Origin of the sequence: Neisseria macacae ATCC 33926 (assembly GCF_022749495.1) — a bacterium.
GTDB lineage: Bacteria > Pseudomonadota > Gammaproteobacteria > Burkholderiales > Neisseriaceae > Neisseria > Neisseria macacae.
Window position 1 is genome coordinate 743,821 of sequence record NZ_CP094241.1, and the last position, 13,238, is coordinate 757,058.

The 13,238-nt window shown below is 53.3% G+C and carries 13 protein-coding genes, 1 tRNA gene and 3 pseudogenes; 7 read left to right on the plus strand and 10 right to left on the minus strand.

The genetic code is table 11. The features are described 5' to 3' along the window. Nucleotides 1-22: 22 nt before the first annotated feature. On the minus strand, nt 23-1,102 hold the full coding sequence (gene hisC / locus MON40_RS03550; protein ID WP_003777153.1) for a histidinol-phosphate transaminase: 1,080 nt from the start codon (nt 1,100-1,102) through the stop codon (nt 23-25). Nucleotides 1,103-1,630: 528 nt separating this feature from the next. Here hisC and MON40_RS03555 point away from each other — a divergent pair. Continuing rightward, a complete protein-coding gene (locus MON40_RS03555; RefSeq protein WP_003777155.1) occupies nt 1,631-1,774 on the plus strand; it encodes a hypothetical protein in 144 nt (47 codons plus the stop codon). A 118-nt stretch (nt 1,775-1,892) separates the two neighbouring features. Here the strand turns inward: MON40_RS03555 and MON40_RS03560 are convergent, their stop codons facing one another. The 7 genes and pseudogenes from MON40_RS03560 to MON40_RS03585 all read right to left on the minus strand — a co-directional run bounded on the left by MON40_RS03560 (nt 1,893) and on the right by MON40_RS03585 (nt 6,416). Continuing rightward, nucleotides 1,893-2,315 carry a hypothetical protein gene (locus tag MON40_RS03560; RefSeq protein WP_003777158.1) on the minus strand — a complete coding sequence of 141 codons (423 nt, stop codon included), beginning with the start codon at nt 2,313-2,315 and terminating at the stop codon, nt 1,893-1,895. A gap of 1 nt (nt 2,316) precedes the next feature. Beyond that, nucleotides 2,317-3,120, minus strand: a complete 804-nt coding sequence (locus MON40_RS03565) for an NUDIX domain-containing protein (protein ID WP_003777161.1) — start codon at nt 3,118-3,120, stop codon at nt 2,317-2,319. Nucleotides 3,121-3,196: 76 nt separating this feature from the next. Then, complete coding sequence (gene acpS / locus MON40_RS03570) at nt 3,197-3,574, minus strand: holo-ACP synthase (protein WP_003777163.1); 378 nt, start codon at nt 3,572-3,574, stop codon at nt 3,197-3,199. A 52-nt stretch (nt 3,575-3,626) separates the two neighbouring features. Further along, nucleotides 3,627-4,355, minus strand: a complete 729-nt coding sequence (pdxJ, locus tag MON40_RS03575) for a pyridoxine 5'-phosphate synthase (RefSeq protein ID WP_003777166.1) — start codon at nt 4,353-4,355, stop codon at nt 3,627-3,629. Nucleotides 4,356-4,415: 60 nt separating this feature from the next. Next, a complete protein-coding gene (gene recO / locus MON40_RS03580) occupies nt 4,416-5,156 on the minus strand; it encodes a DNA repair protein RecO (protein ID WP_039862848.1) in 741 nt (246 codons plus the stop codon). 253 nt (nt 5,157-5,409) lie between these two features. After that, a pseudogene (locus MON40_RS13505) lies at nt 5,410-5,475 on the minus strand (transposase); the annotation flags it as partial. An 83-nt stretch (nt 5,476-5,558) separates the two neighbouring features. Then, the gene (locus MON40_RS03585; RefSeq protein ID WP_003777169.1) at nt 5,559-6,416 is read right to left on the minus strand and encodes a c-type cytochrome; all 858 of its coding nucleotides are present in this window, start codon (nt 6,414-6,416) and stop codon (nt 5,559-5,561) included. A gap of 286 nt (nt 6,417-6,702) precedes the next feature. On the opposite strand from MON40_RS03585, the gene MON40_RS03590 reads away from it, so the two are divergent. After that, nucleotides 6,703-6,778: transfer RNA gene (locus MON40_RS03590), tRNA-Arg, on the plus strand. A 104-nt stretch (nt 6,779-6,882) separates the two neighbouring features. Here the strand turns inward: MON40_RS03590 and MON40_RS03595 are convergent. After that, complete coding sequence (locus tag MON40_RS03595) at nt 6,883-8,076, minus strand: amino acid aminotransferase (RefSeq protein WP_039862809.1); 1,194 nt, start codon at nt 8,074-8,076, stop codon at nt 6,883-6,885. A gap of 146 nt (nt 8,077-8,222) precedes the next feature. On the opposite strand from MON40_RS03595, the gene folP reads away from it, so the two are divergent. The 4 genes and pseudogenes from folP to MON40_RS03610 all read left to right on the plus strand — a co-directional run bounded on the left by folP (nt 8,223) and on the right by MON40_RS03610 (nt 11,846). After that, nucleotides 8,223-9,080 carry a dihydropteroate synthase gene (folP, locus tag MON40_RS03600; protein WP_003777173.1) on the plus strand — a complete coding sequence of 286 codons (858 nt, stop codon included), beginning with the start codon at nt 8,223-8,225 and terminating at the stop codon, nt 9,078-9,080. A gap of 31 nt (nt 9,081-9,111) precedes the next feature. After that, a pseudogene (locus MON40_RS13510) lies at nt 9,112-9,177 on the plus strand (transposase); the annotation flags it as partial. Between the two features lie 342 nt (nt 9,178-9,519). Beyond that, a complete protein-coding gene (gene glmM / locus MON40_RS03605; RefSeq protein WP_003743468.1) occupies nt 9,520-10,857 on the plus strand; it encodes a phosphoglucosamine mutase in 1,338 nt (445 codons plus the stop codon). 305 nt (nt 10,858-11,162) lie between these two features. Beyond that, a complete protein-coding gene (locus MON40_RS03610; RefSeq protein ID WP_003777175.1) occupies nt 11,163-11,846 on the plus strand; it encodes a DedA family protein in 684 nt (227 codons plus the stop codon). A gap of 33 nt (nt 11,847-11,879) precedes the next feature. Here MON40_RS03610 and MON40_RS03615 read toward each other — a convergent pair. Continuing rightward, a pseudogene (locus MON40_RS03615) lies at nt 11,880-11,990 on the minus strand (IS5/IS1182 family transposase); the annotation flags it as partial. Nucleotides 11,991-12,245: 255 nt separating this feature from the next. On the opposite strand from MON40_RS03615, the gene MON40_RS03620 reads away from it, so the two are divergent. Then, nucleotides 12,246-13,238, plus strand: a complete 993-nt coding sequence (locus MON40_RS03620; RefSeq protein ID WP_039862849.1) for an asparaginase — start codon at nt 12,246-12,248, stop codon at nt 13,236-13,238.

Consider the following 13,238-nt stretch of genomic DNA (forward strand, 5'->3'; position numbering starts at 1 on the left):
CTCTCTGTGAGGTTTTAAAAAATCAGGCATAAAGCTTGCGGATAATGTCCAGTACGGCATCGTTTTGCTCGGGACTGCCGATGGTAATGCGGACGCACTGCGCCAAAAGCGGATGCGTGCCGTGGAGTTTCTTAATCAGGATGCGGTTTTCTTTAAGCGTGTTAAACAATGCGTCTGCATCGGGAACGCGCACGGTAATGAAATTCGCTTCGCTGGGGAAGGCTTTCAGACGACCTATGGCGGATAATTCGCTGAAAACGCGTTCGCGTTCGGTTTTCAAAATATCTATGGTCGTCTGAATCGCGTCGTGGTGTTGCAGGGCGAATTTGGCGGTCGCCAAGCTTAATTGGTTCATATTGTAGGGCGGCAGGATTTTCGCCAGCTCGCCCATTACGGCGGGGCTTCCTGCCGCATAGCCGATGCGCAGTCCGGCAAAACCGATTTTGCTGATGGTGCGCATCACGACCAGATTTTCGATGCTGCCCGCCTGCGGCAGAAAACTGTCGCGGCTGAATGCGCCGTATGCTTCATCGACAACGACGATACCGCGCGCCGCGCGGATAATGGCTTCGACTTCTTCGCGGCGGAAACATACGCCTGTCGGATTGTTCGGATAGGCGATGAAAATCAGCGCGGGCTGATGTTTGTCAATGGCGGATAAAACGGCGGGCAAATCAAGTGTGAAATCTTCATTGAGCGGCACGCCGACATAATTCATGCCGTACAGCTCGGCATTGTGCCGATACATCACGAAACTCGGTTCAACCGCGAGCATGGTCGCGCCAGATTGGGCAACGAGCAGGGTCATGAATTGGATTAACTCGTCCGATCCGTTTCCTAAAGCGATGGCGGCAGATTCAGGAATGTTGAAGGCTTTTCTTAAAGTTTCCTGAAGCCCGCTGGCGGCGGGATTGGGGTAAAGATGAATCGGCGCTCGGGCAATCAGCCGCAGCCATTCGTTTGACAGCTCTGGGAAACGGGCAAACGGATGATACGGACTTTCCATTGCATCCAGCTTGATGAAGCCTTCGGGCAAGTCGGCAATTCGGTAGGCGGACATGGATTTGATGTCGTCGCGGATGAAGTTGGAGGCGGTTTTCATAGTTTTCTTCTCAATTTCTGAATAATGGTTATTTCGTCACAATATAGCACAAAATCAGAGTGTTGACATTAATATAATTAATAAATGGGGTGTTTATATTATTTTTATAATGAAGGTTTGATATAAATATTGAATTCAAAGATATTTTTTGAATATTCTTGGGCTGCTTTGTCTGTTTTTATTGATAAGCAAACTTAAATAGGGAGATTGGGAAGCATTAGATTGCGATGTGGGTGGTTTTTTAATATTTTCATTTGTTTTTAAGGGACTGGGGCATGGTTGGATAATGTGCCGAATCTGTTTCTTTTACGTTTGTCGGCGCGGGGGATGGATTGGGGATAAAGAATGAAGGAGGCGGATTGTATAGTGGATTAACTTTAAACCAGTACGGCGTTGCCTCGCCTTAGCTCAAAGAGAACGATTCTCTAAGGTGCTGAAGCACCAAGTGAATCGGTTCCGTACTATCTGTACTGTCTGCGGCTTCGTCGCCTTGTCCTGATTTAAATTTAATCCACTATAAACGGCTTGATGGCGGAATCCCAATATATTGAATATGGAATTGATATTTTGATTTTAATGGGATTTTTAGCTTATTGGCTTGATGGGGAATTAAATATAAACCGGCATGGTTTTATGTTGTTTAAACCTGAAGAAAGCGATTGTTTAGTGTGAAAAACATCTAAACAATCGCTTTCATGTTATAAGCACTCTTTTCAGGTTTCTGATTGAAATTGAATCCGTGATGAGCCATTCGACGAAAAGTTTTCTTGTTTGAATACGCGTAGAAAGCCTATTGGGCAGTAAAGGTCGTCTGAAAAGTCTGTCCGCCTATGGTGATGTCGGCGATGTAGTCGCGTCTGCCTTCGACGCAGACGGGCAGGTGGATTTGGTGCGCTTGCCAGGTGCGCGGGGATTGTTGTTGGAGCATATAGCGGTTGAAACCCATGTCCATGTCTTTCATGCTGAAGCTGATGCTGACTTGTTGTGTTTCGGCCGGGGTGTTTTCGACGGTGATGTCGAAGGCGGAGCGGTGGCTGATAGGAGTGGAGCGGACGTGCGAGCCGTCGGGCAGGATGCAGCCTTTGATGAGGTCGCACTCGGCGGCGCGGGCTTGGGGCTGTTGTTTCTGCCACCAGTCCAGCAGCAGGAGTTTGGCGGCGGCGAAGAGGATGAGGAGGACACCTGCGAGGAGGAGTTTGCGGTTTTTGTTCATTTCAGACGACCTCGGTGTCGTTGTCGGTCAGGACGGCGTGTGCGCCTGTCGAGAGCCAGCGGTCGCGGTAGCTTGAAACCAGTGTTTCGGGCGCGGCGACAACCAGCGGAACGGATACGCCTTGTTCTAATATTTCAAGCACTTGTCGTGCGCTTGCGTCGTCGTTGACTTGCCAAACGACGACGTCGGCATCTTGCACGCGCAGCCATTGTTCGCGGGTGTGTATTGATACCCAAACGCTTTGGGCTTGGGGGAGTTTGCCGAGCTTGCGCAGTTCGGTTTCTGAGATGAGGATGTTGGTGTGGTGCGGTTCGGCAAGGGAGTAGGGTGCGATGTGGTATTCGACGGTGCTGTTTTGTCCGTGCAAACCGGTTTTCAGACGACCTTGAAGCTGGCGGGGGACGGAGAGGGCGCGCAGCAGCGGACCGTTGGCAGGCAGCATGGGGGCGACGTTGAAATCGCCCGCTTTTTGCCACGACCATGCCTGTCCTTCGCGGGATTGGGGTTCGCCCGTCCATTGGTCGGGGTTTACCCATAGGAATTTCAAGCAGACGCGGGCGTGTTCGTAGGAATGGATTTTGGTCAGCCAAGGCGTGGCGGCTAGGATGCGGATGCCGAGTTCTTCTTCAAACTCGCGTTGCAGGGCTTGGAAGTCGGTTTCGCCCGCTTCGACTTTGCCGCCGGCAAATTCCCAATATCCGGCATAGGGCTTGCCTTCGGGGCGGGAACTGAGCAGGTAGTCGCCGTCTTGGTTGAGCAAGATGCCGGCAACGACGCGGATAAGGGGGCGGGTGTCTTGGGTCATGGGGTAGGGGGAGAAAGGTCGTCTGAAAATTCGGAAAGGTCGGATTTGCGAATCCGACCTGCCAATGGGTATTGTCTTATTTTTCGGCAACGACAAATGCCAACACGGTGTCTTCTTCGTCGCTCATGCTGAGGCTTACGTGGCTGATGCCTTGTTCTTCCAGCCATTTGGACAGGGCGGGAGCGTAGAAGAATTCGGGTTTGCCCAATGCGTCATGCCCGATGCCAATGTTGCGGAAGGAAACCGCGCCGCGTATGCCCGTGCCGACGGCTTTGGCGAAGGCTTCTTTGGCGGCGAAGCGTTTGGCGAGGTAGTTGACGGGTTTGCCCGCTTGCGGGAATTCGAGCAGCTCTTCGGGGGTGAGGATGCGCTCGGCAAACGCCTGTCCGAATTTTTTGCTCAGGCGGATGATGCGTTTGAGGGAAACGATGTCTGTGCCTATGCCGTAAATCATGCGGTGGTCTCCTTGTTGAGAGAAGGTCGTCTGAAAAGGTGGGTGTTGCCTATCAAGGCAGCATTCTTGCTCTGAACATGGTTTCCTTCATCTGGCGGACGGCTTCGGGCAGGCCGAGGAAGAGGGCTTGGGCAATCAGCGAATGCCCGATGTTCAGCTCGCGGATGGCGAGGATTTGGGCGATGGGGGTAACGTTGTGTATGGTCAGGCCGTGTCCGGCGTTGACGACCAAGCCCAAATCGCTGGCAAAATGCGCGCCGTTTTGCAGACGCTCGAATTGCTTGATTTGTTCGGCGTGGCTGTGTGCATCGGCGTATGCGCCGGTGTGCAGCTCGATAACGGGCGCGCCAACATCATGGGCGGCTTGGATTTGCTCGTTGTCGGCATCGATAAAGAGCGAGACGCGGATGCCAGCGTCGGTCAGGATTTTGGTGAACTCGGCGATTTTTTCTTGTTGCGCCAATACGTCCAAACCGCCTTCGGTCGTGATTTCCTGACGTTTTTCAGGCACGATGCACACGTCTTCCGGCATGACTTTGAGCGCGTTTTCCAGCATTTCTTCGGTCAGTGCCATTTCAAGGTTCAGGCGTGTGCGGATGGCGTTTTTGACGGCGAACACGTCCGCGTCTTTGATGTGGCGGCGGTCTTCGCGCAGGTGCATGGTAATCAAATCCGCACCGTGCGTTTCCGCGACCAATGCCGCTTCCACGGGGCTGGGATAGGTCGTACCGCGGGCGTTGCGGACGGTGGCGATGTGGTCGATGTTTACACCTAAGAGCATGATGTGTCCTTTCTTTGGATTTTCAGACGACCTGCTGATGGAAAAGGTCGTCTGAAAAAGTTAAACGCCGAAACTGAATTGCTGGAGTTGTTGCAAAACCTGTCTGGATTTAATGCCTTCGGGCAGGAGGTTGTCAATCAGCAGGCGCGTGATTTTTAGCGACTGCCCGAGGCTTTCGGGGTGGGTGAAATCGCCTTCGCGCAGCTGGATTAAGATGTCGCCGCCGACTGCCACGCCATGATTGCGCGGATTGAAGCGTTCGGCTTCTTCGATGGGAACGACCGCGTTTTCAGGCGTCAGCCAGTAGGTTTCTTCGGCGCGGATTGCTTCGCCGTTGCCATCGTGGAACAAATCGGGCGCGAATCCTAAACGGCTGAGTAAAGTCCATTCAAAGCGTCGCAGCGCGGCGGTATGGCCGCTTTCGCCGCATACCGCCCTCATTACTGCTTCCAACGCATCGTAAAGCTCGGGTATCGGGTCTTCTCGGGTTGTCAGCTTGAGCATCAGTTCGTTGATATATAAGCCGCTGAACAAAGCCCTGCCTTGCGGCTGCGGCCAGCCGCCTATCCACTCTGCGCGGTGTAGCGTTTTCAATTCTTGCGAACCGTACCACGATGCGCTGACAGGTACAAACGGAACCAACACGCCGCGCAACTCGCTTTGCCGCTTGCGCGCACTTCTCGCCAGTAAAGCCACGCGCCCGTAACGGCGGCTGAACACTTCCACCCACAAACTGCTCTCGCGCCAAGGGGCGGAAGCAAGCAGGAAGACGGGTTCGTGGTTGATGCGCTGGTTGGCCATGGGCAGTTGGTCGGGAGTGTGGACGGGGTGGGTTATGGTGTGGTGCATTTTACCAAAGCGGGTAGGAGGTCGTCTGAAAATATTTTTGTTGTTTAGAATGCTTTGAGTATCAAGAGGGAAAGGAGAAGGCAAAATCAATCGATGGGTCTGGTCGATTTGTATAGTGGATTAACTTTAAACCGGTACGGCGTTGCCTAGCCTTAGCTCAAAGAGAACGATTCTCTAAGGTGCTGAAGCACCAAGTGAATCGGTTCTGTACTATCTGTACTGTCTGCGGCTTCGTAGCCTTGTCCTGATTTAAATTTAATCCACTATATCTTTTAGGATGGCGAACGGCTGCAAAAAAACGCACCTTGTTTGAAGGTGCGTTTTTGATGGGATATATGGTGTTTTTTGAACAAATCAGAATTTAGCGCCTGATTGGTTTGCCATGTAGTCGACCGCTGCTTTGACTTCATCGTCGCTCAGGCCGGCGTTGCCGCCTTTTGCAGGCATGGCGTTGAAGCCTTCGAGAGCGTGTTTGTGCAGGGTTTCTTTACCTTGTTTGATGCGTGAAGCCCATTCGTCTTTTTTACCTATGCCGGGAATGCCGGGAACTGCGCCGCCGTGACATGCCTGACAGGTTGCTTCGAAAACTTTTTTACCGTCTGCGCCGGAAGCTGCAGGAGCGGCTGCGCCTTTGTCTTCGGCTTTAGGTGCATTGGCTGCGGGGGCAGAGCCGGCAGCGGCCGGTGCTGAGGCGGCTGCATTGCCTGAAGCGGCTTGATCGGCAGGTGCTGCGGCATCCGGATCAGGGAAGGTACCGCCGCTCTTGTTCGCCATGTAAGTGATGACGCGTTTGAGTTCTTGATCGGTCAAATCGGCTGCGCCGCCTTTTGCAGGCATGGCGTTAAAGCCGTTCAGAGCGTGTTGGAAAAGGGTATCGAAGCCTTGTGCGATACGGGGAGCCCATTCGCCGTTGTTTTCGATTTTCGGCGCGTTGGGGACGGATTTGTCTGCGCCGTGACACTGGATACAGATTTTGTTGAAAATCTGATCGCCTTTGCGTTCGCCTACCGGAATGCCGTCTCCCAAGGTAAGCTGTCCTACGGGCTGGATGCGGGTTTGGGTAGCAGTTTCGGAAGATTGGGCAACGTCTGCATACGAGCCGCTGCCCGCCAATTTGATGAGGAAGTAAATGACTGCAATGGCAATAACGATACCGCTCACAAGGGTAAACAATGCAGAGCCTTGGGCTTTGGAGTCGCGGAGTTGTTTCATTTGGTAGGCCTCGCCGTTAGGTTAGGTTGTGCTTTGAGTTATAGTTTGGTGTGTTAAACGCAGTTAACAATATTTTGCTGGATTATACTGAATTCACAAGGGCTTTCCAATCGCTCTTGTGGAAAATATACGCAAAGGCGGCGGTTTTTTGCCGTCTGTTAAGGGGTGGGTTGTGTATGTTGTTGATTATTTTATGGGATTTTTCTTCAAATTTGTCTTGTTTGCGCCATCCTGCATAATAGGCTTTGCCAACAGGCGGGATTTGCGTTAATCTTACGCCTTCTTCGCACCCATAGCTCAGTTGGAAGAGTGTCAGTTTCCGAAGCTGGAGGTCACAGGTTCGATCCCTGTTGGGTGCGCCAATTATAGAGAGGCCGTCTGAAAGATGAAAATTTTTCGGGCGGCCTTTTGACTTACTTCAAATAAAACTACATCGGGTTTCAGACGACCTTTTACTTTTTGCGCTTTATTTCAGCACTTCGGCAAACGCATCGGCAACATAGGCGATATTCGATGCGTTCAGCCCGGCGACGCACATCCTGCCCGAATCCAGCAGGTAAACGGCAAATTCGTCGCGCAGCCTGCGGACTTGTTCCACGCTCAATCCTGTGTAGCTGAACATGCCGCGCTGTTTGATGAAATAAGTGAAATCGCGGTCAGGGATTTGGACGGTCAATACGTCGTAAAGTTTCTGCCGCATGGCGCGGATGCGGTCGCGCATGACATAGACTTCGTTTTGCCACAAGGCGTAAAGTTCGGTGCTGTTCATCACATCGGCGGCGATATAGGCGCCGTGTGCGGGCGGGCTGGAGTAGATGCGGCGGACGGTGAATTTGAGCTGTCCGAACACCAATTCCGCTTCTTCTTTATTCGGGCAAACCACGCTCAAACCGCCGACGCGCTCGCCGTAGAGCGACAGGTTTTTCGAGAATGAATTGCTGACGAACAGCGGCAATTCCATTTCCACCGCTTTGCGAATGGCGTAGGCATCGCTGTCCAAATCGCCGCCGAAGCCTTGGTAGGCGATGTCCATAAACGGAATCAGTTTGCGCGTTTTGATGATTTGCAACACTTCGTCCCATTGCTGTTCCGACATATCCACGCCGGTCGGATTGTGGCAGCAGGGGTGTAGGATTAGGACGCTGTGTTCGGGCAGGGTGTTGAAAAACGCGGTCATTTCGTCGAATTTGACGCCAACGGTGGCGGGGTCGTAATAAGGATAAGTGCCGACCTCGAAACCGGCGCCTTCAAAAATGCCGCGATGGTTGTCCCAAGTCGGGTCGCTGACGTAGGTGCGCGCTGCGGGGAACCAGCGGTGCAGGAAGTCCGCTCCGACTTTGAGCGCGCCCGAGCCGCCCAAAGTTTGTACGGTAACGATGCGTCCTTGCGCAAGCGCGGGGTTGTCTTTGCCGAACAATAAATGCTGCACCGCGCTGCGGTAAGTGTTCAAACCTTCCATCGGCAGGTAGGGCGACGGCGCAGGCGTGGCGGCGCGGGCGGTTTCGGCACGGTTCACGGATTCCAACACGGGCATTTTGCCTTCGTCGTCGAAATAAATGCCTATGCTCAAATTGACTTTTTCAGGACGCGGGTCGTTTTTGAAGGTTTCGACCAAACTCAAAATCGGGTCGCCAGGGTAGTATTCGATGTGGCGGTACATTGATGCTTCCTTTGTCAGACGGATGGTGGCGGAAAACCTGATTTTTGCATTAAACGGCAGGATTTGTAAAATGGGGTCGTCTGAAAGCTGCATGATGTTTTCAGACGACCTATAATTTCGTCTTCATTATTTTACGGAACACCATCATGACCACGCGCATCTGGCAGGCAGGCAGGTTTGAAATCGGTTTGGACAAGCCGAAAATCATGGGTATCGTCAACCTGACGCCCGATTCTTTTTCCGACGGCGGCGTGTATTCGCAAAACGCCCAAACAGCCTTGGCACACGCCGAACAGCTTCTAAAGGAGGGTGCGGATATTCTCGACATCGGTGGCGAATCGACGCGGCCGGGTGCGGATTATGTTTCGCCTGAAGAAGAATGGGCGCGGGTTGCGCCTGTATTGGCGGAAGTGGCAGGGTGGGGTGTCCCTGTCAGTTTGGACACGCGCCGCACGGTGATTATGGAAAAAGCGTTGGTGCTCGGCGGTGTCGACATTATTAATGATATAGCGGCGTTGACCGACGATGGAGCGGTCGAATTGCTGGCGCGTCAGGCGGACACGGGCATTTGCCTGATGCACATGCAGGGTTTGCCCGAAAACATGCAGATTAATCCGAAATATCAAGATGTGGTCGGCGAAGTGGCGCGGTATTTGAAAGAGAGGGCGGCGGAATGTATCGCGGCAGGCATCGCTCCGCAACGCATCACGCTCGATCCGGGGTTCGGTTTCGGTAAAAACCTGCAACACAATATCGCGCTGATGCGGCACTTGCCCGAATTGATGGCGGAAACGGGTTTTCCGCTGCTGATCGGCGTGTCGCGCAAACGCATGATAGGCGAGCTGACCGGCGAGGCGGACGCAGCGGCGCGCGTACACGGCAGCGTGGCGGCAGCGCTGGCTTCCGTGGCGCGCGGCGCACAAATCGTGCGCGTGCATGATGTGAAGGCGACGGCGGATGCGTTGAATGTGTGGGACGCCTTAGGGCCTGCCGGCGTCCGATAGTTTTCGTTTTGGAAGCAAAAAACCACTTGGAAAATATAGTGGATTAACTTTAAATCAGGACAAGGCGACGAAGCCGCAGACAGTACAGATAGTACGGAACCGATTCACTTGGTGCTTCAGCACCTTAGAGAATCGTTCTCTTTGAGCTAAGGCGAGGCAACGCCGTACTGGTTTAAGTTAATCCACTATAAAATGTCGGCAGCCCCTGAAGTGGTGATAAAGAGGTCGTCTGAAAACGAGTTGGACGGTTTCAGACGACCTGTTTGTTTAATCCGGTTAACTTGTTCCGTATTTTGATAAAATAAGAAACTATACCGCTCAGGCGCAATCTAATGACGCTAAACATAAATCCCAACAGTTTTGCATAAAACCCCCTATACTGCCCGTTATGACATTTACGGGTAACCCCATTCTAAAAACATCCTCACGGAGCAAACTCATGGCAAAAAAATATTTCGGCACGGACGGCGTGCGCGGCGAAGTCGGTCAGTTCCCGATTACTCCCGATTTCGTATTGAAACTCGGTTATGCGGCGGGGCAGGTGTTGGTGCAGCATGACGGCGGGCAGAAGCCGACCGTCCTTATCGGTAAAGACACGCGTATTTCCGGCTACATGCTTGAAGCCGCTCTGGTGGCGGGTTTTACCGCCGCGGGTGTCAACGTCATCCAAACCGGCCCGCTGCCTACGCCGGGCGTGGCTTATCTGACCCGTGCGCTGCGTTTGTCCGCCGGTGTGATGATTTCCGCGTCGCACAATGTGTATTCCGACAACGGCATCAAATTCTTTGCCGAAGGCGGCGTGAAACTGAGCGATGAAATCGAGTTGGAAATCGAAGCCAAAATTGATGAGGAAATGAAAACCCAGCCGTCCGCCCGTCTCGGACGCGCCCGCCGCATCAACGGCGCGGACGACCGCTACATCGAATTCTGCAAATCCACCTTCCCCAGCCATTTGGATTTGCGCGGCCTGAAATTGGTGGTCGATACCGCGCATGGCGCAGGCTATGACGTTGCGCCCAAAGTGTTCCACGAACTCGGCGCGCAAGTCGTCAGCATCGGCGACGAACCGAACGGCTACAACATCAACGAAAAATGCGGCGCGACCCATCCTAAAGCCTTGCAGGCCGCCGTATTGCAAAACGAAGCCGACTACGGCATCGCTTTGGACGGCGACGGCGACCGCCTGATGATGGTCGACCGCAACGGCAAAGTGTACGACGGCGACAGCCTGATTTACGTCATCGCCAAAGCCCGTGCGCGCGAAGGCATCAACATCGGCGGCGTGGTCGGTACGGTCATGACCAATATGGCGATGGAAATTGCCCTGAAAGAGCAGGGCGTCGATTTCTGCCGCGCCAAAGTCGGCGACCGCTATGTGTTGGAACAACTGAACCAACGCGGCTGGCTCATCGGCGGCGAAGCCAGCGGCCATATTTTGTGCATGGACAAACACAACACCGGCGACGGCATCATCTCCGCGCTGCAAGTTTTGGCGGCGCTGCAAATCCTGAACCAAGACCTCGCCACCGTTTGCGCCGATTGGCAGCCGTATCCGCAAACCATGATCAACGTGCGCATCCAAAAAGGTCAGAAATGGCAGGAAGCCTCGAAAGACGTATTGGCTGAAGTGGAAAAAGAACTCGAAGGCAAAGGCCGCGTTGTCTTGCGCGCATCGGGTACTGAGCCGGTCGTGCGCGTCATGGTCGAAGCGCGTCAGGCGGACTGGGCGAAAAAAGGTGCGGAACGCATCGCGGCAGCCATCACCGGCAAGCAGTAATGCCGTCAAAAAATCAATCAGGTTTTTAGCAAACCTTTGAACTGCCGTCGTTTCCACGCAAGCGGGAACGGCGGTGCAGTGGATTAATTTTGAATCAGGGCAAGGCGGGTGAACGCCATGCCGGTTTAAGGTTAATCCACTGTGTTTTTTAGGATTCAAGGTCGTCTGAAACACATCAACCAATATTGTTCACGCCTATTTTCATAACCTGCCTTGTTATTTCTTTCAGACGACCCTATCTTTGGTAAAATACAACATTCAGTTCAAATGAATTTCCCCTTCACATTACAACCGACGGATACGCCATGTTTGCCTTTTTAGAAGCCCTTTTTTCCCATTACGGCTATGCAGCTGTGTTTTTCGTTTTGGTCATTTGCGGCTTTGGCGTACCGATTCCCGAAGATTTGACGCTGGTGACAGGCGGCGTGATTTCCGGCTTGGGGTACACCAATTCGCACTGGATGGTTGTCGTCGGTATGCTCGGCGTGTTGGCGGGCGACGGATTTATGTTTGTCGCCGGACGCGTGTGGGGGCAGAAAATTCTCAAGTTCAAACCCATTGCCCGCGTGATGACGCCAAAGCGTTACGCGCAGGTGCAGGAGAAATTCGACAAATACGGCAACTGGGTATTGTTCGTCGCCCGCTTCCTGCCCGGTTTGCGTACCGCCGTTTTCGTGACCGCAGGCATCAGCCGCAAAGTTTCCTATACCCGCTTCATTCTGATGGACGGGCTTGCCGCGTTGATTTCCGTGCCGGTTTGGATTTATTTGGGCGAATACGGCGCGCACAACATCGATTGGCTGATGGCAAAAATGCACAGCCTGCAATCCGGCATCTTTACTGTTTTGGGTATATTGGCAGTGGTGTTGGCTTGGTTTTGGTGGAAAAAACGCCAACGCCTCCAGTTCTACCGTACCAAATTGAGCGAAAAGCGGGCGCAGCGCAAAGCCGCCAAGGCAGCCAAAAAAGCCGCGCAAAGCGAACAATAAAATCAAGCATCCTGACAAGGCTGCCGATATTCAATATAGTGGATTAACTTTAAACCAGTACGGCGTTGCCTCGCCTTGCCGTACTATCTGTACTGTCTGCGGCTTCGTCGCCTTGTCCTGATTTAGATTTAATCCACTATAGTTTCCGTGTTTTTTATCCCCAAAGCGGTATCTTCTGCCTTGGCAATCCTCACCAAGCGTCCAAACTTGTTGAGGCGTCCGCCTTGAATCTCCCGCTTCGTGAATAAAAATCCACTTGGAAAATCAAATATCGGCAGTCTCAGGGTGCTTTTTCATTTCAAGGTTGTCTGAAAACCGTCTGCGTCGCCAAATTGCCAGCCTGTCCGAAATATAGTTAAATAAGCCGCATCATTATTTTCAGACGACCCGATGATGTCCATGAAACAAAAAATCTTCGTCCTCTACACAGGCGGCACCATAGGCATGACCCAAAGCAGCGAAGGCCTGCGCCCCGATACCGCGCTTGTCAGCCAAGCCCTTTCCCCTTTTTCAGACGACCTCGACTTCGAGTGGCACGTCTGCAATCCTTTGATTGATTCCTCCTCCGTTACCCTGCAACACTGGCGCGACTGGCTGGACATCATCGCCGCCAAACTGCCTTTCTGCGACGGCATCCTGATACTGCACGGCACAGACAGCATGGCCTACACCGCCAACCTCCTCGCGCTCGCCCTGCAAGGCTTGGGCAAACCCATCGTCCTGACCGGCTCCCAATGGCCTTACGCCGCCGAAAACAGCGATGCCCCGCGCAACCTCTCCACCGCCGTCGCTGCCTTCAGCCTCAAGCTCAAACAAACCGTCATCGCCTTTGACGGCAAACTTTATCCCGCCGTCGGCAGCAGCAAAGTCAGTACCGAAACCGCCGCAGGCTTCGACAATCCGCATTTCGGCGCTATCGCCGAATGGGACGAAACCCAAGGCTGGCACAATATCTGTGTCCCGTCCCAAGACGCGGCGGATGTTTCAGACGACCTTGAAATCCGCTATCCCGATCCGCAGGCAAAAATCGCCGTCCGCACGCTTATTCCCGGCTTTGCCGTCCAAGAACTTGCGGACGGACTCGCACAGCTTCCCGCCCACGCCCTTATCCTTCAAAGCTACGGACACGGCAACACCCCCGCAGACGAAGGCTTCATCCGCGCCGTCCGAGACTTTACGCAGCAAGGCAAACTGCTGCTCAACATCAGCCAAGTCCGACAAGGCAGAACCGCCGCCGTTTACGCGCAAGGCAACGCGTTCCGCAATTCGGGCATTATTAACGGCGGCAAATGCAACCTCGAAACCGCCACCGCGCTCATGACCCTCGCCGTATCGCAAGGCTGGGGGGTGGAAGATGTTCACAAAGAATTGGTAAGACTAAAATTAGTGTGA